General features: G+C 43.2%; 15 protein-coding genes and 1 tRNA gene. 12 read left to right on the forward strand and 4 right to left on the reverse strand.

What is annotated here, in order from left to right:
- Positions 1-76: transfer RNA gene (locus tag AAEY78_RS05695), tRNA-Val, on the reverse strand.
- 401 nt (positions 77-477) lie between these two features.
- Between AAEY78_RS05695 and AAEY78_RS05700 the strand changes: the two genes are divergently transcribed.
- The 7 genes from AAEY78_RS05700 to AAEY78_RS05730 all read left to right on the forward strand — a co-directional run bounded on the left by AAEY78_RS05700 (position 478) and on the right by AAEY78_RS05730 (position 10,916).
- On the forward strand, positions 478-2,115 hold the full coding sequence (locus AAEY78_RS05700) for a cardiolipin synthase (RefSeq protein WP_502943678.1): 1,638 nt from the start codon (positions 478-480) through the stop codon (positions 2,113-2,115).
- A 118-nt stretch (positions 2,116-2,233) separates the two neighbouring features.
- A complete protein-coding gene (locus tag AAEY78_RS05705; protein WP_352338063.1) occupies positions 2,234-3,688 on the forward strand; it encodes a tetratricopeptide repeat protein in 1,455 nt (484 codons plus the stop codon).
- 102 nt (positions 3,689-3,790) lie between these two features.
- Entirely contained in the window at positions 3,791-5,314 is a 1,524-nt protein-coding gene (locus tag AAEY78_RS05710; protein ID WP_352338065.1) for a 3-deoxy-D-manno-octulosonic acid transferase, read from the forward strand.
- The gene (locus AAEY78_RS05715; RefSeq protein WP_352338067.1) at positions 5,311-6,093 is read left to right on the forward strand and encodes a 16S rRNA (uracil(1498)-N(3))-methyltransferase; all 783 of its coding nucleotides are present in this window, start codon (positions 5,311-5,313) and stop codon (positions 6,091-6,093) included. Before AAEY78_RS05710 ends, AAEY78_RS05715 begins: the two co-directional genes overlap by 4 nt.
- A 314-nt stretch (positions 6,094-6,407) precedes the next feature.
- A complete protein-coding gene (locus AAEY78_RS05720) occupies positions 6,408-7,550 on the forward strand; it encodes an extracellular solute-binding protein (RefSeq protein ID WP_352338069.1) in 1,143 nt (380 codons plus the stop codon).
- A gap of 269 nt (positions 7,551-7,819) precedes the next feature.
- The gene (locus tag AAEY78_RS05725) at positions 7,820-9,484 is read left to right on the forward strand and encodes an ABC transporter permease (protein ID WP_352338071.1); all 1,665 of its coding nucleotides are present in this window, start codon (positions 7,820-7,822) and stop codon (positions 9,482-9,484) included.
- A 172-nt stretch (positions 9,485-9,656) separates the two neighbouring features.
- Positions 9,657-10,916 (forward strand): ABC transporter ATP-binding protein, encoded by a 1,260-nt coding sequence (locus tag AAEY78_RS05730; RefSeq protein WP_352338073.1) that lies wholly within the window; start codon positions 9,657-9,659, stop codon positions 10,914-10,916.
- Between the two features lie 16 nt (positions 10,917-10,932).
- Here AAEY78_RS05730 and AAEY78_RS05735 read toward each other — a convergent pair whose 3' ends face one another.
- Together AAEY78_RS05735 and AAEY78_RS05740 are read right to left on the reverse strand one after the other, a co-directional pair.
- Positions 10,933-11,778 carry a methyltransferase domain-containing protein gene (locus tag AAEY78_RS05735; RefSeq protein WP_352338074.1) on the reverse strand — a complete coding sequence of 282 codons (846 nt, stop codon included), beginning with the start codon at positions 11,776-11,778 and terminating at the stop codon, positions 10,933-10,935.
- Between the two features lie 59 nt (positions 11,779-11,837).
- Positions 11,838-12,113, reverse strand: coding sequence for a hypothetical protein (locus tag AAEY78_RS05740; protein WP_352338076.1), 276 nt, complete (start codon positions 12,111-12,113; stop codon positions 11,838-11,840).
- Between the two features lie 395 nt (positions 12,114-12,508).
- On the opposite strand from AAEY78_RS05740, the gene gyrA reads away from it, so the two are divergent.
- From gyrA to AAEY78_RS05765, 5 genes are all read left to right on the forward strand, one after another.
- Positions 12,509-15,241, forward strand: a complete 2,733-nt coding sequence (gene gyrA / locus AAEY78_RS05745; RefSeq protein ID WP_352338077.1) for a DNA gyrase subunit A — start codon at positions 12,509-12,511, stop codon at positions 15,239-15,241.
- 208 nt (positions 15,242-15,449) lie between these two features.
- Entirely contained in the window at positions 15,450-16,520 is a 1,071-nt protein-coding gene (gene rarD, locus AAEY78_RS05750; protein WP_352338078.1) for an EamA family transporter RarD, read from the forward strand.
- A gap of 230 nt (positions 16,521-16,750) precedes the next feature.
- Entirely contained in the window at positions 16,751-17,419 is a 669-nt protein-coding gene (locus AAEY78_RS05755; protein ID WP_352338080.1) for a glutathione S-transferase, read from the forward strand.
- 152 nt (positions 17,420-17,571) lie between these two features.
- Positions 17,572-17,808, forward strand: a complete 237-nt coding sequence (locus tag AAEY78_RS05760; protein WP_352338081.1) for a hypothetical protein — start codon at positions 17,572-17,574, stop codon at positions 17,806-17,808.
- Between the two features lie 54 nt (positions 17,809-17,862).
- Positions 17,863-18,954 (forward strand): ribonuclease Z, encoded by a 1,092-nt coding sequence (locus AAEY78_RS05765; protein ID WP_352338083.1) that lies wholly within the window; start codon positions 17,863-17,865, stop codon positions 18,952-18,954.
- A 25-nt stretch (positions 18,955-18,979) separates the two neighbouring features.
- Here AAEY78_RS05765 and AAEY78_RS05770 read toward each other — a convergent pair whose 3' ends face one another.
- Entirely contained in the window at positions 18,980-19,906 is a 927-nt protein-coding gene (locus AAEY78_RS05770) for an ATP-binding protein (RefSeq protein ID WP_352338085.1), read from the reverse strand.
- Positions 19,907-19,970 lie beyond the last annotated feature (64 nt).

The raw sequence follows: 19,970 nt of genomic DNA on the forward strand, positions 1-19,970 counted from the left end.
TGGTGGGTGATGACGGGCTCGAACCGCCGACATTCTGCGTGTAAGGCAGACGCTCTACCAACTGAGCTAATCACCCTGAGAAGCATTTTAAAACTGTAGTGCAATTTTAGCTTCGCAAAAGAAAATACTTTAAATGATATTTTCTAAAGCTTCATTCAATAAAGGAGTCATTCTTTAATGAATATTTGAGATATCATAATGATAAATCTAACAGCGTAGAACTCATTAAGCTCCGTTGCTGTGGGTGTGTAGTATATAGATTTATGATGGGCTGTCAAACATTATTTTCATTATTTTATAAATAAATTAACTATTATAAAAATTCTAACAATCAAACCGTCAAAGGGATTATAGCGTTGGCGACTTGTAAGCCTACTAAAAGCCACTATACTAGGCGCACTTTTACCGTAGTATGAGTATGATACTTTTAATATAGACAGATAATAAGAGAGTTATTTTGAACCGAGTTAGATACGGATGGAGATGAGGGTAGACACATTGGCGGCTGATTCACAGATGGTTAGCTGGTCGTGGACGGATTTTGCAGGATTGGGCTTAATTCTGCATATTATTCTGATGGTGGTGCTCACGCTGCGCATTGTTTCCGTTCAGCGCAATATCGGTGTGGCCATTGCTTGGATAGCAATGCTGTTTACTTTGCCGGTTGTTGGGCTGATTGCTTATATACTGGTGGGCGAGCCGATGGTTGGTAGGCGTTATCGCAAGCGGGTGCTACAGGCACGGCAGCTGATGAATGAGATGGCGCAGCGTGAGCGCTTGGTGTTTGATAAAGGGCAAGAGTTACTGCCCGTGCACTATCGCGGCGTGAGTCAGATGGGCACGCGTTGGACAGGTTTTGGTGTGTTTCCTGAGCAGCAGATGCAACTATTAACTACCCCCGATACTATTTTTAGGCGTCTCATTGCAGATATTGAGAGAGCGCAACGCACCATTTTGATGGAATTTTATATTTTATATCCAATGGGACAGGTATTAGAGGTTGTTCATGCGTTGATGGCGGCGGCGCGGCGCGGTGTAGAATGTCATATACTGATTGATAGTGTGGGCAGTTTTAGCTTTTTTAATAGCGATGCGCATAAGGCGTTAGAAGCGTCCGGTGTTTTTGTTCATCAGTCGCTGCCAGTAGGCTTGTTTAAGACGTTATTTCAGCGCTCAGACTTGCGCAATCATCGCAAAATGGTGGCGATTGATGAGCATGTCGGCTATATCGGCAGCTTTAATTTGGTCGATCCGCAGTTTTTTAAGCAAGATAAAGCGGTTGGGCAATGGATTGATGTGGCAATCCGCAGTGTCAGTGAACATGAAGTTAGTATTACGACAGCGATGGCTAAGGTGGTCGTGACTGATATCAGTGCGGAGAATAATGATAATCTGGATGCACTAGAAAAACGCGTGAATAGCTATACGCGCAAACTTTATGTGCGTACGCCGGCTATTAATGAGATACATAGTCGAGTCAAGCTGCTCGATGAGTTGGCAGACTATTATGATCCGCCTACGATGGGAGCCACGTCCATTGTTATTCCGCAGATGCCGGTCGTCCATGGGGTGGTGGCGCAGCTGATTCCATCCGCACCGCAGCTGACAGCCCATGTGATTTACAATACCTTAGTGACGGTCATTCATCGCGCTAATACACGCATTTGCATCACGACCCCTTATTTTGTACCAGATGAGGCGTTATCAGGCGCACTGATTATAGCGGCCAAACGTGGCGTTGAGGTGACCCTCATTATTCCTGAAAAGGTCGATTCGTTTTTGGTTCAGCATGCCTCTCAAGCGTATTATCAAGAGCTGTTAGAAGCAGGTGTGATAATTGCACTCTTTAAAGGGGGATTGTTACATGCCAAAACGGTGGTGATTGATGATGACTATTGTCTATTTGGTACCGTTAATATTGATATGCGCAGTTTTTATTTAAATATGGAAGTCACGTTGGTCATTTATACACCGGAGATGGTGGCGCAAGTGGCACATTGTCAAGAAACCTACTTACAAAATTGTCGCTTTTTAGGCTTAGAGGAATGGCAGCAGCGTAGTAGTTACGAGCGCTTGTTTGATAATGTCGTGCGCTTATTCAGTCCTTTATTGTAGCGTTATAGATTTTAGGTTAAGGTGATTGGCTCAAGAACTATCTTTGTCAGCTAATCATTGTTTATTTCATTATTTATTTATCGTTGAGTCAATATTTTTATAAGGATAAGCTTGCCTTATGCCGCTTCCCTCTACTGAGCCTACGCTAATAACCTCACTTGATTATATGTCTGACGGCTACTGGCAAGATTTTTTAGCCAAGCGCTCTATTGCAGGCGGTATCGCTTATGAGTCAGCATTACAAGACTGCACCCTCGATGAGTCGTTGCTGAGCTTGCAACGGGTTGATATGCTGTTGTCGCAGCTGCGCCGTGATTTAATTCAAACGGATAAGTGGCATGAGCAGGCAATACTAGCGGATAATAGCTATCGCAATTTATTCGTATTTTTAGCGTTTTATGCTGGGCGCGTGCTGGCAAGACAGAGTGAGAATACTGCTCATTGGTACGGGAAATTTGAATTACGCGAGCGTTATCCGCAGCTGCATATGATAACTGATAATTTTTATCAGCATATGGCGTTGTCTATTGAAAGCAGCTCTTTTGATACGTCCAACAAAAATTCTCTCGCGCCTATATTTTTTGCATTAGAGCCTATTGGTATGCGCATATTTGGGCATATTGATCGTCAGTTTCATACCGTTTTTGGTGGGCAAGTTGCGGGCGGCTTGTATCAAGCCGTAACAGAATTTTTATCTGATTCTACAGTCAGCGTTCAGAGTAATTTTAATTCTGCCTTTAAATCACACTTAAGCTCTAAGCCTCAACTTGAGCCAGTAGTGAGCACAGTATCATCATTGTCACAAGTATCAAAATTGACTCAATCAACGCCTGAAATACCTATGGCAGCCACTCAGCAATCAATGATAGAGCCAGTTGCTCAAACTGTTTCGGCTGTTCCATTATCTCCAACAGTTGAACTTCCAAATGTTGAACCGCTAAGGTCTAAGAGTTTAGTAAAACCAATTATTGTCACGCCAGAAATATTTACTCAGTTGCTTATTGAGCTTGACGAAATAGAAGTCGTGCAAACCGCTGGCAATAGTGAATATCAGCAAGCGTGCAAGATTCTTGATCAGTTTGAACGGCATATTGCTAAGCAAGATAAACCTCGGGCTCAAGTGATGTTTTCTGAAACGCATCAACACGCACGCCAACGTGCCCTGCAACTATTAGTAGAAGCAGCAACCGCTGGCAATAGTGCAGCAATGGCGCGACTGGCGATGTATGAGCTGTTGGGTGAAGGGCTGACAGCGGATAAAGATGCTAGTGAGGTAGCAGGAATAGAGTGGGTCAAGCAAGCAGCTAGTGCCAATGACAGCCGTGCCCAGCGCCTGCTCAGTAAGCTGTATTATCAAGGCGTAGGCGTATCGCAAGATATGGATGCAGGTAAGTTATGGCTTGAGCAAGCCGCTAAAAATGGACATCCGGAAGCGGCAACGGTCATAGCGCAATGGCAACAAGCGCAAGCATTGATATCGGTGCAACAGAAGGAGCAGCATAGTATAAAGCGCTATCAGCTGTTGATAGCCGCTATTGCTATCGCTGCTTTATTGCTGATTATCTTCGTATAAGTTTTTTAGAATATATTGCTGTAAATAATAGCTATTTATGTCTATTCATATCTATTTATTATTTAACTACTGTCTAGCCAATTATTAATCTGAGTTTTTTACATGCCTCCTTCTTCACTACCTTTTTCATCTACTACTAAGGATGCTGCGCCTCTACAATTGTGCGCGCGCGCGGTCAGTCCGCCGCCTTGGTATTACCGGCTGATTATTGGTCTATTAAAACCCTTGTATCGTCTCCAAGTCTGGCGGCGCTCGCATCAGCGTGATAACTATCAACAAGAAGTGGCACAGCGTTTTGGCAAATCCTATCCACCGCGCCCAGTCAATAAACATACTGCTGATAGTAAAGTCATTTGGTGCCATGCCGTCTCGTTGGGTGAGACCAATACGGTAGCGCCGTTGTTGGATCAATTATTACAGCAGGGCTATCAAATTTGGCTGACCAACACCACGCAAACTGGATTTGCGCGTGGTGCTAGCCGCTTTGCCGATGCGATTGCTCACGGAAAAATGAGTCACAGCTATGTGCCGGTAGACAGTCCAGCAGTGATTAAAACGTTCCTAGCGCACGTGCAGCCTGTTGCTGTTTTATTTGTTGAAACAGAACTGTGGGCAAATATTTTATATATGCTTGCTCAGCAAAAAATCCCCAGCATTTTAGTAAATGGACGGCTATCGGCAGCGTCTTTTAGTCGCTATCAAAAAATTAGCGCAGTCAGTCGCAGTATGATGCAGAATTTAACATTGATTATTGCGCAAGATGACGATTCAGCGCAGCGTTTTCGACAATTGGGCGCTGAGACGTCGCAAGTACAAGTTGCAGGCTCGCTAAAATGGGTCATTAATGCGCCTAAGATGAATCATGGTAATGAAAAGCGACTATTGAATGATAAAAAAATAGCACCGAAGGTAAAAGGGCTAGAGCGTTTAAAACGTTCTATTTGGGTAGCTGCGAGCACTCATAGCGGTGAAGAAGAAATAGCTTTGTCATGGCAGCAGCAGTTACTCACGGTAGCGAGTGGTCAGAATCCTTTATTAATTCTAGTGCCCAGACATCCAGAGCGCTTCGATGAGGTCGCAACTTTAATTCAAGAATCAGGGTTAAGGATGGCGCGGCGTAGTATGGACGAGGCAATCACTAGCGACACGCAAGTCTATTTGGCGGATAGCATGGGTGAGCTGATGATGTGGTTTGCAGCGGCAAATGTAGCGCTGGTTGGTGGCTCATTGATCGATATTGGCGGACACAATCCGGTCGAACCTGCCAGCGTCGCAACGCCTATCTTGATGGGACGTTATACGCAGTCGTGCCAAACGGTCGTGGATAAACTCGCTGATGTGGGTGCATTATATCAACCTCACAACGATTTTTATCGACCTATAGTTGCTGATGAAATAACTGCTGAGCAAGGTAAAGCTAAACCTATTATGCAACTTTCAGCTACTGACGATAATGTCCTTATTTATGAGCAATTGCAGTTTTGGCTAAGTGAGCCGACCCTTGCCAAGCAAGCAGGTCAAGCAGGTGCAGAACTGGCAGAACAAGAGCAGTCAGTACTGCCGCGTCAGTTGCAATTAATAGAAGCCGTAATTGAGCAATCTTCGAATCAGGAGCCTGTACTGTGAACTGTCTTTTATTACCTGCCGCTGACATTACTGCGAATATTGCTCAGATTCATGATACTGGTCAAATTAAGCATATCAAAGACATATTGGGTGCGACAGTAGGCGATACACTGAAAATAGGTCAACTTGAAGGTAATTTAGGTACTGCAATCATTGCAGAAATGACCGCAGAGAAGATTCAGTTAGGCGACGTTAAGCTGACAAATGCGCCACCAAAAAAACTTGATGTGACCGTCATTTTGGCATTGCCGCGCCCAAAAGTATTACGCCGTTTAATCATGGATATGACCGCACTCGGGGTACGCGATATTATCTTAATTAATAGCTATCGCACTCAAAAAAGCTATTGGCAAAGTCCGTTACTTGCCCGCCTTAACGAGTTTGTTTTAGAAGGGTTACAGCAAGGGGTCGATACCATCGCGCCGCGAATTAGATTACAAAAACGCTTTAAGCCTTTTGTTGAAGATGAGCTGGCAAGTCTTATCACTGGGGCTGCCATTGTTGCTCATCCTTATAGCGAGCTGTCACTTAAGCAGTATTTCAACAATCTTAACGCCGTCCATAATGACCATACGGTACAACTTAATGGTCTCTGTAAAATGTCTAAGCCCATATTACCGAGTGTGGTCTGTATTGGTGCGGAAGGCGGTTGGATTGATTATGAGATTGACCTATTAACGGCTCATGGATGCCTGTCCGTCAATATCGGTAGTCGAATACTGCGTACGGAGGCGGCAGTTAATGTGATTTTAGGACAATGGTTATTGCATAGCAATTAGTAGGGTTTAATTGGTCGGATAAAGCATTATAGAACTGTCATATGACATTTATATCTATACATAAGAGCGCCTTTATCTGGCTTCTTCATACATTTAGCCTCATTTATTATCCATTAATCAGGCTAAAGGCAGGTGTTTATTCCTGTTATTAGCGCAGTAGATAAATGTATTGATAATTACTATCATTTCTATTAGTATGTTGGCTTGTGTTTTTAGCATGAATTTATCAGCAAATTTTCAGTTTTTCTTAGTCATTCGCAGTTGATTGTATCCTTCCTTCTCATTTGTTCATTGTGTTATTTACGGAGAAAACCATGTCGTTGAATGCGGTTGCAGCACCTCTATCTTTTACTCGCCCTGTTAAAGCCACGTTATCTGTAGTGGTGTTTAGCTTAATGTTAGGGTTGGTTGGTTGTAATAAAGCAGAAACGCCTGAGCAGGGTGCAGCGACTGACGCGCCAGCTGACACTACCGCAGCGGCAGGTAAAGCTGCAACTGATAGCAAAGCAACGACAGGTAGCGACCAAGTTGTGACCATTTATTCATCACGTAATGAGCAGTTGATTAAGCCATTATTGGATAAGTATACGGCAGAGACGGGCGTAAAAATTGAGCTAGTAACCGATAAAACGGGTCCATTGATGGCGCGTTTAGAAGCGGAAGGTAAAAATACGCCAGCCGATATGCTGTTGACCGTTGATGCCGGTAATTTATGGCAAGCAGCAGAGCAAGGATTGTTGCAACCAGTGGCTTCTACTGTGTTAGATGCTAACGTACCTGCTAAATATCGTGACCCTAAAGGCATGTGGACAGGACTGTCATTACGCGCGCGTACGATTTTTTATGACCCAAGCAAAGTTGATGCCGCGCAGTTGTCTACCTATGCCGATTTAGCCGATCCAAAATGGAAGGGTAAGCTATGCTTGCGTTCATCAAAAGCGGTCTATAACCAGTCATTGGTTGCCAGTATGATGGAAAACTTGGGCGTAGAAAAAACCGAGCAAGTGATTCGTGGCTGGGTTGCTAACTTAGCAACTGACGCCTTTAGCGATGACACCAGCATGTTAGAAGCCATTGCTGCTGGTCAGTGTGAAGTGGGTATTGCCAATAGTTATTACTATGGTCGCCTGCTTGATGAAAAGCCTAATTTCCCAGTAAAAATATTCTGGGCGAATCAAGACACTACTGGTACGCACGTAAATATCTCAGGCGCTGGCGTAATTGCTAACTCTGACAATCCAGATGGCGCGCTTAAATTGATGGAATGGTTGTCTTCTGATGAAGCGCAAGGTATCTATGCTAGCTCTGATAAAGAGTATCCCGTGAAAGAAGGTATTGATGAGTCAGAGATGCTAAGATCTTGGGGTCCATTCAAACAAGATGGTATCAGCGTCCAAAAATTCGGTGCCCTGCAAACTCAAGCCATTCAAATGATGGATAAAGCCGGTTATAAATAAGTAATTGATTGGTTAATTGATTAATTAATTAATAAGCGTCTATCTATCTTGCATTATTGATAGACGCTTTTATACTTACTCTTAACCTACGTTATAGTGCGCAGTCTTATTTGATGAGTATGTTTGCTAACTATATTTGCTAACTAAATTTGAGAGTCATATTTAATAATTATCGATTGCTCTAATAAATATACTCTAATAGGCAAGTACAATATAATACGGTTTTGATGCGCCTGAGATGGTAATACTTTTATGATGACAGTAATTCAATGATAACAATACCAAAAGCGTCTGTTCGTGAAGGCAATGAAGGTGAGCACGACCGTGTTGTGCCTAAAGACCATACCGTTACCAAACGTATTCTTTCAAAATCAGTCTTAGGGCTGATTTCGTTGTTTATGCTGGTGCCAATTGTTATTGTGCTGTTGTCATGGACGCAGCCAGTAGCCGATATTTGGACGCATATGCGCGAGTATATCTTGCCGCAAGTGCTCAAAAATACGGCTATTTTGCTATTAATGGTTACGGTTATTTCTGGAGTCATAGGGACGGCGCTGGCATGGGTAACGAGTATGTATCGTTTTCCCGGTCAGCGTTTTTTTGCGTGGGCGCTGATGTTGCCACTGGCGATTCCGGCATATGTGATGGCATTTGTGACGGTGGGAATCGTTGATTTTAGTGGTCCATTGCAGACCGCATTACGTGATTTTGGTATCACCACAGCTATTCCTTCGGTGCGTAACGTTTGGGGCGCTGGCATTGTGCTATCGCTAGCATTTTATCCTTATGTATATTTGCTGGCACGTCAGGCTTTTTTATCTCAAGGTCGACGGGCAATTGAAGCGGGTCAAATGTTGGGCTTAAGTCGCAGTCGGGTATTTTTTCGGTTGGCACTACCGCAATCGTTGCCTTGGGTCATTGGTGGTTTATTACTGGCAGCGATGGAAACGCTGGCGGACTTTGGGGCGGTATCGGTATTTAACGTGGACACCTTTACCACGGCTATTTATAAGGCATGGTTTGGCTTTTTTAGTTTGACGACGGCGGCTCAGTTGGCAGCATTGCTCATTGGTGTGGTATTTATTGTTGTCTTATTTGAACAATATTGGCAAGCCAAGCGCGGTCAAGGCAGCACACAAGGCAGTAATCGCCGTTTTGAAACCAGTAAACCTGCCAAGTTTGGCATGACGCTATTATGCACCGTGGTATTTTTGCTGGCATTTTTAGTGCCATTTTTACAGCTTATCTATTGGACAGCGGTAAATTTTCGCCAAGATTTTGATGCGCGTTACATTGATTTTGTTATTAATAGTCTTTTGCTGGCGAGTATGACTACGCTATTTATTGCCGTGCTTGCGATTGTTATTGCGTGGATAAAACGACAATATCCTGATAAATTGACTAAATTAATGACCACGTTAGCCAATTTAGGCTATGTGGTGCCCGGTACAGTATTGGCAGTTGGGGTATTTATCCCGATTGCGTGGCTCGATAATCAGTTTATTGCCTTTGGGTTAACGTCGCATACAGTGCTATCGGGCAGTGTGGTTGTGATGCTATTAGCATTATCAACCCGTTTTATGACCGTGAGTTTTCAGCCTGTTGATCGTCAATTGCAGCGCTTGACTGCCAATCAAGAAGCCGCAGCGAAATTGCTTAGCGACAGCCCTTTTCAGCGATGGCGTCAAGTAGTGCTACCTGTATTAAGCCCTGGCGTACTTACAGCTTTATTAATGGGGTTTGTTGAAGTCATGAAAGAGATGCCCATTACCTTAATGACGCGAAGACAAGGCTGGGATACGCTGGCAGTACGGGTATTTGAGATGACCAGCGAAGGTATGTGGGCACGTGCCGCCTTGCCAAGCTTACTTATTGTGCTGGTCGGGCTGCTACCAGTTTGGATATTGCTACGCCAAAGTGATAAAAACGGCTAGCCAAATCTGTTAAAATAAGTCATGAGTAATATGTATTAATTTGCCCATTCTTAATAATTGTTATATGAATAATTGTTATATGAATAATTTTTAGAGAACGATTTATTTTTTAATTTTTACTTGTCCTCGTTACTGTTCGCGTCATCCACCGCCTATTTTATTGGTACTGTCTATGTATACTAACCTTGTAAACGAAGCCGCAGACCAGCCCGAGCATTCGTCAACTGATACTAAAGCGCAGCATAACTTTCAGCATAATAAAGTAGCGTTAGTATCAGCCGAACTATCCACTAGTATCACGGATACCTCTTATTTTAGTATTACAGATTTGGTCGTTGGTTATGATGACACCACGGTCGTAAATGGGCTGTCATTAACGTTGCAACAAGGTGAAATTGGTTGTTTTTTGGGCTATAGCGGTTGCGGTAAAACCACGGCATTGCGCGCTATTGCTGGATTAGAGCCGACGCGTGCTGGTACGATTAGCTTAAATAATCAATGTTTAACGGAGCAGACGGCATCACAATCTTATGCGGTATCGCCACCAAAGCGCGGTATGGGCATGGTATTTCAAGACTATGCGCTGTTTGGGCATCTAAGCGTGGCTAAAAATATCGCTTTTGGGCTAAACAAATGGTCGGCTGCTGATAAAAAAGCACGGGTTGCAGAGATGCTTGAGCTTGTTGAGTTGACAGCGCATGCGGACAAGCGTCCAGCCGAACTATCCGGTGGTCAGCAGCAGCGCGTTGCGTTAGCACGAGCGCTAGCACCGAAGCCTAAATTATTGTTACTTGATGAGCCGTTCTCTAACCTTGATGTGGTCTTACGTGAGTCGCTCGCTATGAGCGTACGCGATATTTTGAAACGTACCAATACTACTGCGATTTTGGTGACGCATGATCAAAATGAAGCCTTTGCTTTGGCTGATAAAGTGGGCGTCATGCATGAAGGTAAACTGGAACAATGGGCAACCCCGACCGAGCTATATCATCAACCGGTTAGCCCGTTTGTGGCGGAATTCGTTGGTGAAGGCGCGATGATTGATGGCGTGATTAAAGAAGGTCACGTAGAAACCGCGCTTGGCGATATTTACCGCCGAATGGAATGCCATAATGAGTTGGGACAGCCACAGTACTGCGATTATGATTACCCTAATGGTACGCTGATTAAGGTGTTAGTGCGTCCTGATGATATCATTCATGATGATGACAGCACGCAGACGGCATTGGTGATTGGACAAGTATTTCGCGGAGCAAATTATCTGTATCGCTTGCAACTGGACGATGGACAAACGGTATTGGCGTTGGTATCCAGTCATCATAATCATGACGTTGGCACGCGTATTGGTATCTTTCCCATGCTTAAACATGTGGTGGTCTTTGATGAAAAAAATATCAATGCCACCACTTGGTCAGATTATGATCGTACCTAATGAATAAAAACAGAGATTAACGCGCAGCTAAAATATGTAAATAACGCCCCAACCATTTATACGGCTCTAGCTGAGAGTAACGCAGTTCCATACGAATTACCGCTTCTGGATCGTTATGACCACCACGTTTTAATGGCGCATAATCATGAAAGACACGCAGACCGCTACTGACGATGGTCTCATAATGATGCTTCTCTAACCATGATTCTACTTCTTGCTTGGCTACCGGATGATTCGGCGTCAGGCTTTTTTTATTGTCGGCTTTATAATCTGTCTTATCGAGCAGATTAAAATTGCCCATAATCAGATTACGATAATCAAAGCTTGCCGGATTATAAAAGCATAATGATAGCGCTCCAGTGTCGGTCAGATGTCGATTAAAAAAGTCCATCACATCCGCAGGTTCGGCGAGCCACTCGAGCAGCGCATGGCAGAGAATTAAATCAAATTTTTCTACCTTGTCAGCAGTAAATTGTTGCTCTAATGTTTGGTACGGGCATACATGCCAACTAATATTGTCCAATACTTGAGCTTGTTCAGCACTGATTTTTGCCTTATCAAGCATATTGGCTGAGATATCATTGATAACTACATTATGACCTTGCGCCGCAAGCTCGATGGCTATTTGTGCCAGTCCTGCGCCCACATCTAAGATACGCAAAGGACGTCCAAGCGTTTGGCTCATCTCATAAACATACTCAAAAATATCGCGACGCAATACTGCCAGCCGTATTTCACCTTTTAAACCGCCATAAACTTTTTTTTCAAAGTGATCGGCGATGGCATCAAAGCTACGGTCGGTACGCTTGTCTTCTTGTTCTATTAAATTTTGCGCGTTGCTATCTTTATTATTAATTTGCATAAGGGTTTACATCGTCTTTACTAGGTTGATATCAATTAGGTTGTTTGCTTGCTATGACTTTAGCGTCGCCGTTTGATGACCCATTTAAATACCAGCTTTGATAAGGTAATAATCACAAACACCACTGCAATAAATACCCAGATACCAGTTCCCTGCAAGTTCTTTTGATATACTTGCGCCAAATAAGCGGACAATGCCATAGCAACCAGTAGCGAGCCCCAGCGTATGAAAGGTAAGGCGCGGTTATTATGATTGGGAAAGCTGACCGCATAGTCGCTAGAGAAGCTATAAAGCACCATTGCCAACATCCAAACGATAGCTAAAATGATGTCCATAAGAATAAAAGCCTTTATGTAAGTTGCCGATTTTAAAATTGTGCTTAGTGTAGCGGGTAGAAATATTTTGTCTACAATAATTGAAAATCCGCCTAAATTACAGTCAAAAAAACTTCCTTAGACCTCATGCTTAATCGCATGCAAATGCCCCTAAATAGGCAAATTTGTGCTAAAATAGCTTCTTTTATTCAACATTACTTTTAACAAAAACAGTATCGCCATTTCCCCTTTGTTTTGCACGCTTAGCAGTGCTTTTTTATAGTTTGTATATCGATAATTGCTGCATGTTTAAGCAGCTTTATTTTTGTATAACGATGAAAATTATGGTTAATAATCATATTAATACTAGCTAAGAAGTGAGACGGTAGGAGATGGAGGCGAGTGAAGGAAGGTATATGAGCGAATCAGTCAGTCCTATTGGCATCGTCGAAGAGTTAAAACAATCCTATTTGGATTATGCGATGAGCGTGATTGTCTCACGTGCGCTGCCTGATGTGCGTGATGGGTTCAAGCCTGTACACCGCCGCGTGATGTATGCGATGCATGTGTTGTCTAATGACTATAATAAACCGTATAAGAAGTCGGCGCGTGTGGTCGGGGATGTCATTGGTAAGTACCATCCCCATGGCGATAGTGCAGTGTATGATGCGATTGTGCGCATGGCGCAGGATTTCAGCTTGCGTTATCCTATGGTTGATGGTCAAGGTAACTTTGGCTCGATCGACGATGATCCACCGGCGGCAATGCGTTATACCGAAGTGCGTATGACCAAGCTGACCCATCAGATGCTCGCGGATTTAGACAAAGATACGGTCGATTGGGAAGACAACTATGATGGCTCTGAGCGTATGCCCAGCGTCATGCCAGCGCGTGTGCCAAATCTATTGATTAATGGTGCGACTGGTATTGCCGTTGGTATGGCAACCAATATGGCGCCGCATAACCTGACTGAGGTTATTAATGCGTGTTTGGCTTATGCCAGCAATCCGCAAATCTCGGCTGAAGAATTGATGACTTATATATCAGGTCCTGATTTCCCTACAGGCGGTATTATTTATGGTCGTGCAGGCATTCAAGATGCTTATCGCACCGGTAAAGGTCGCTTGCATATTCGTGGTCGTTATCATATCGAGGCGATGGCAGATACGGGTGTCAACCGTGACCGTGAGCGCATTGTCTTTACTGAAGTGCCGTATCAAGCCAATAAAGCCAAGCTGATTGAGCGTATTGCTGAATTGGTGCGTGATAAAAAAATCGAAGGCATTAGCGAGATTCGTGACGAGTCTGATAAAGACGGCATGCGTATCGCTATTGACCTACGTCGCGGCGAAACGGCTGAAGTGATTGTTAATAACCTATTCTTACAAACGCCTCTTGAGTCTAGCTTTAGTATTAATATGGTGGCGCTCGATAACGGTCAGCCAAAGTTACTCACTTTACGTCAACTGATTGCGGCTTTTGTCCGTCATCGTCAAGAAGTGGTGACGCGCCGGACTATCTATGAGCTAAATAAAGCACGCGTGCGTGGGCATTTACTTGAAGGCTTAACGGTAGCATTGGCAAATATTGACGAGATAATCGCTGAGATTAAAGTGTCTGCTAACCGTGGTATGGCGCGTGAAAGCTTGCTAAATAACACATGGGGTTCAGGTAGCGTACAAGCGATGCTTAAAGCCGCTGGTAGCCAATCTGTACGTCCAGACTTTATTGAAGGCGAAGATCCAAAAGCACCGTTTGGTCTGATTGAAGGCGCTGAGCGTTATCGCTTATCCCTTGAGCAGGTCAATGCTATTTTAGATATGCAATTGCACCGTTTAACTGGTCTTGAGCAAGATAAATTAACTGAAGAATATCAAGATTTGCTACGTGAGATTGCTAATTTAGAATCTATTCTTGGCGATTTTGATAAGCTTATGACGATTATCTCGAACGAGATGATTGAGATTCGTGACAACTTTGGCGATGAACGTCGTACGGATATTGTTGATTCACGTACTGACTTTAGCCGTGAAGATTTGATTCCAGAGCAAACTGTAGTCATGACCGTATCGCGTACCGGCTATGCTAAAACTCAGCCAATCGATGACTATGTGGCGCAAAAACGTGGCGGTAAAGGCAAATCTGCTACTGCGATGAAAGAAGATGACGTGATTGATCATTTATTGGTCACTTCAACTCATTCAACGGTACTGTGCTTTACTGATACCGGCCGTGTGTTTAGCTTACGTGGCTTTGAGGTGCCAATTGCCAGTCGCGGTGCACGTGGTCGTCCATTAGTAAATCTAATCGGTCTGGTTGGTGATGAATCAGTCACGACCATTCTACCGATTCCACAGACGACGGAAGAGGTTACTGGGCATTTCGTATTCTTTGCGACTGCTAATGGTACGGTGAAGCGAGTTGAGCTTGAACAGTTCGCCACTATTCGTTCTAACGGTCTGATTGCAGTTGGTTTAGAAGAGGGTGATAAACTGGTCAGCGCGCGCATTACTGACGGAACCCAAGACGTGATGTTATTTGCCTCTAGTGGTAAAGCCATTCGCTTTGATGAAAATGATGCACGCTCGATGGGGCGTACGGCAAAAGGCGTTCGTGGTATGCGTCTTGCTGCTGATGATGTTATCAAGTCATTGGTCGTGATTGAAGATGATGTACGTGAAATCCTCATTGCTTGTGAAAATGGCTTTGGAAAACGTACCTTTATCGAAGAATTTAATACCCAGCATCGTGGCGGTGGCGGTGTGATTGCCATTAAAACTAGCGCGCGTAATGGTGCATTAGTAAGAGCTACTGATGTTAACCCTGAAGATGATATTATCTTGATATCGGATAAAGGCACATTAGTACGTACACCGGTTGAGCATGTTGCCAGTGCTGGTCGTAATACTCAAGGTGTCACCTTGATTCGTCTTTCAAAAGATGAAAAGCTGGTCGCTATGGCATGCGTTGAGCATGAAGAAGACGATAATGAATTAATTGATGCGTTAAAAGAAGACGGTACTTTTACCGTGGACGGTCAAGCGCAAAGTGATATCAATGATGCAGTTGATAACGTCGTTAGTGGTGATATTGATGACAGTATTGATGATAGCTTTGATAATAGTCTCGATGATACGGACGCAGAGTAAGTATCTAGATATCTGTAAATAAGCTTTTATGACTATAAGTTGATTTAGTTTTCATTGTTATTGCACCATTATTGTTATAAAAAAGCCTCCGACGTTATCGTCTGAGGCTTTTGTTTTTCCTAAATAATAGCCGCACTTATTGAGTTAAGTGTTATTTTTAAAAGTTATATTTAAGGGTTTTTTAAATTTATTTTTAAAGGCGATGGTTATGTTAACGACTAACCCAACCGTACAAGGCACGCTAGCATCGGTATCATCAAGTCTACTGTTTTCCCTGATGTTTTTATTCGGGCTATTTATGCAGCCTTTGTCAGGAACGCAGGTAGCTTCTTGGCGCATTTTAATGATGCTACTAAGTTTGGTGTTATTGGTCAGTGCCACTAAGCAATGGCAACATGTGTTTGACTATCTTAAAACGCTAAAAACCCCAAAAGAGTGGCTATTATTTGTGCTGCCAACGCCGATTTTGGGTGGGCAGATATGGCTGTTTATGTGGGGACCGGTCAATGGTTTTGGTCTTGATGTCACACTAGGGTATTTTTTATTGCCACTGGTCATGATACTGATTGGGCGGTTTTTTTATCGTGAAAGTATGAGTCGATTACAGTGGGTGGCAGCGATATGTGCCGCGATGGGCATTGGCTATGACTTATGGCAATATGGCTCGATATCGTGGGTGACCTTATTTACTTGTTTCGGTTATCCGCCTTATTATCTATTACGGCGCAAGCTTGCTGTACCACCGATTACCGGTTTGTTATCAGACTTAACATTGCTGACGCCAGTGGTGTTAATCATGCTGTACTTTAATGGCGGCTTTGGTATGGCAGCGCAATCTACTACTTTGTGGTATTTATTGCCGCTATTGGGCGGTTTTAGTGCGCTTGCGATGTCATTAACCATGGTTGCTAGTAGCAAATTGCCAGTCTCATTATTTGGCGCATTAAGCTACCTTGAGCCTATGCTGCTATTTGTATTTTCAATTACCGTGCTCAATCAAAGTTTAGACGAGGGCGGTTCTTTGTTTATGTATGTCATGATTACGCTGGCATTAGTTTCTATGATTACGGAAAGTGTCCTCGCCTATATCACGCGTAAACGTAATAATCGGCTACATGGTTATCACGAGCCCCAAGTTGATAGTTTCCCGCCGCAGCGCCGCATTAAAAAGCGCCGTATTAAAGGCGTATTGGCAGCACATCGTTTTCGTAAACTTAAACGCTATCAGCGAAAAATTGACAGAATCAATCGCAAAAATGATCAGTTGCCGTTTAAATAAATTTTTATAGTTCCTAAATATGATAACAATGCCAACAATTCTGAGCAAATGATTCAGGATATATGCTGAGCGTTTGTATTTGGTGAAACTGACTGTATAGGCACTATTTTTCGTAACCAGAACCTAGTGCAGCAGTATTAAATGCTAGGTAATTACGCTATGATTCTTTGCAAAAATCATCTGTAACGCTATGTTTGGACGATTTTACCCTTTTAGTATTAGGATCAATTATGTTACATCTTCATCATTTAGAAAATTCACGCTCATTTCGCATTTTATGGTTATTAGAAGAGTTGAATGCGGATTATAAATTAACCTGTTATCAGCGTAATAAAGCTTACCTTGCACCCAAAAGTCTCAAGAAAATTCATCCTTTAGGGCACGCGCCTATTTTAGAAGTTAATGAGCGCGCATTGGTTGAATCAGGATTTATTATCGAATATCTGCTTAAAGAGTATGATTATGCGCATCTGTTTAAACCGACCGAAGACGATACTGCGGCTTGGGAAGACTATACGTTTTGGATGCATTTTTCTGAAGCCTCGGTGATGCCTTTATTGGTCATGCGATTGGTGTTTACTAAAGTGGTTGAAAAGTCACCGATGGTTATTAAGCCAATAAGTAAAGGCATTCGTAAGCAAGTTGAAAGCAGTATGATTCGTGATAATCTGACCACCATGCTCGACATGATGGAGCACCAGCTGCAACACAATCATTGGTTTGCAGGAGCGGCGTTTAGTGGCGCAGATATCCAAATGTATATTCCAGTCGTTGCTGCCAACGCTGGCGCTGGATTGGACACTACCAAATATGCTAATCTGCTCAATTGGCTAAAACGTTGCCAAGAACGGGCTGCCTTCAAAATCGCTGTTACCAAAGGTGGGCAAGTGCGTTTTTAAGAGTAAATGGTCGATAGGATTAATAATAATATGTCAATAATGTTGATCATTCATCAACTAAAACACTAAAATAAAACCGCCTTTATTCAATAACTGAGGCGGTTTTTGTTATTATATGGCTTTATTAAGTAAGTTATCTAAAAGGCAGTATCATGAGCAATCGCAATGAGTTAGATCCTAATAAGGCAGCACCGCTATCAGAGGCACCTATTAATCCTCAGCAAGTGTCTATCAAAGCCTGGTCGCAGAAGCTACTGGTCGCTTTATTATGTGGTGCCAGTTTTTATGGTGGTTATAAGTCGTATGAGTCGCGTATGGTCAATCAATGCTTTGCCAATGGCGGGCAGATTATAGAAGCTGAAAAGACGTTATTGTGCAAAGTATCGTAAGTGACGTTTCATAAACCAAGCATGATCACTCTTAATCAAAATGAATAATACTATATGTTACAACTGACTTTTTTAGGAACATCGGCAGGTGTGCCTACCAAACAGCGCAATGTTACCGCGCTGGCAGTTGAGTGCTTAAACCCTTATATCGCAGGCGGCACGCAGCAACAGAAATCACGTCCGTGGTTACTAGTAGATTGTGGGGAAGGCACACAGCAGCAGCTTTTACATACTAAATTGTCTTTGCATCAATTGACTGCTATTTGTATTACCCATGTGCATGGTGACCATTGTTATGGTTTACCCGGTTTACTGGCAAGTGCCGCAATGTCCGGACGACGTCACGAACTTACCATTATTGCCCCAAAAGCCATTGCTAAATTACTAGAATCAGTAAAGATAACTACTGAGCTTCATTTCCCATTTGCTATCAATTTTATGGCGATTGAAGATGTGTTGATGGAACAAGATGGCACAATTACTATCGCCCTAGATAAGCAGCAACAGCTTGATATTGCTATCACGCCTTTATCGCACCGCGTGCCATCGCATGCCTTTACTGTCACGCAAACCATCAGTCAGCGTACTTTAGATACTTCGAAATTAATAGCAGATGGCATTCCAGCCAGTGCGCTATGGGGTAAGCTGCAACAAGGTCAAGACGTTGATACCGAAGAGGGTCAGCATGTACGTTGTGCTGATTATGTGCATGATAATCAACTATTGACCAAAATCATTGTCGCTGGTGACAATGACAATCCTGGCTTGCTTGCTCAAGCGGTGGTTGGGGCAGATGCTCTAGTACACGAGGCGACCTATACGTCTGACGTGTTAGCGCGTATTCAAGCTAAAAATCCTGAATTTGACCCCATGCATAGTAGTGCACAAATGGTAGGTAGATTTGCTCAAGATAATGGTATTAAAAATCTAATATTAACCCACTTTAGCGCTCGTTATCAGAGCTTTGATAATCCGCAAAGTGCAACCCCAAATATGGGACATATCCGCCAAGATGCGCAAAGTACCTATCAAGGCAATCTATGGCTAGCCGCTGATTTTGCTCAATATGTTATCAATGGCGCTAAAGAGGGTGAAGCGGATAACTGTGTACAGTATCTAGGTTCTGTACGCGATAATAAAGAATAGCTGCTAGAGAATAGACGTTTAGGATTTATAGTAGGTTATCAGCAGCTTTTAATTGAGCTTGACCAACCCAATAGCGACTAAACTGATAGGCTACACGCCCTGAACGTCCGCCACGCTCTGATGCCCAGCGTAGCGCATTGGCTCTAATATCTTCAGCAAGCTCAGCATTTTTAATATTACTGGCTGGCATTTGTTTTTGTTGAATGACTAAATAATGCTGCACGATTTGCAAATAGGTTTGCTGATTCATTGGATAAAATGACAGCCATAAACCAAAGCGGTCAGACAGCGACACGGTTTCATCAATGGTCTCGTACGGGTTTACCTCATCGGTTTGCCCATTGTAAATATTAACATTGTCTTTCATTAATTGTGGCAATAAATGGCGACGGTTACTGGTTGCATAGACGAGTAACTTGTCTTGTTCTGAATCGAGCGACCCATCCAGCACACTCTTTAACGTGCGATAGCTCTCATCTTGTCCATTAAATGCCAAGTCATCACAGTACACCACATAGCGACAATTAGAATCCGCTGGAAGCGCATTAATCGCTGCGCGGATTTTATCCAGCACCAACAAATCATCGCGGGCAATCTCAATCACTCGCAATCCTTCAGCATGATAAGCTTGCAGCAATGCACGAATCAGCGACGATTTACCCGCACCGCGTGTTCCCGTCATTAACACATGGTTTGCTGGATAGCCTTTAAGAAATTGGCGAGTATTTTGTACCAGTTTTGCCTTTTGCGTATCAATACCATGTAAATCATCCAAGCTTAAAAATAAATTAACTGACAACGGTTCTAGATGACCAGTATGTCCACCAACCCAGCGATACGCCAGCTGAGCGGGATCAATCTCAATAGTCGGTGTCACTTGTTGCTGTAAGTACTGAGTCAATAAGTCAAGTAACGGTTCAGGTAAGGCGTAAGAAGATGAAAGTTCAGACATAATGGCTCTATTAATAAATTGATATTATATTTAATGGTGATATAACGTTTTCATAAAGGTTTGA

This window comes from Psychrobacter sp. 16-MNA-CIBAN-0192, from assembly GCF_040309565.1.
Classification (GTDB): Bacteria; Pseudomonadota; Gammaproteobacteria; order Pseudomonadales; family Moraxellaceae; genus Psychrobacter.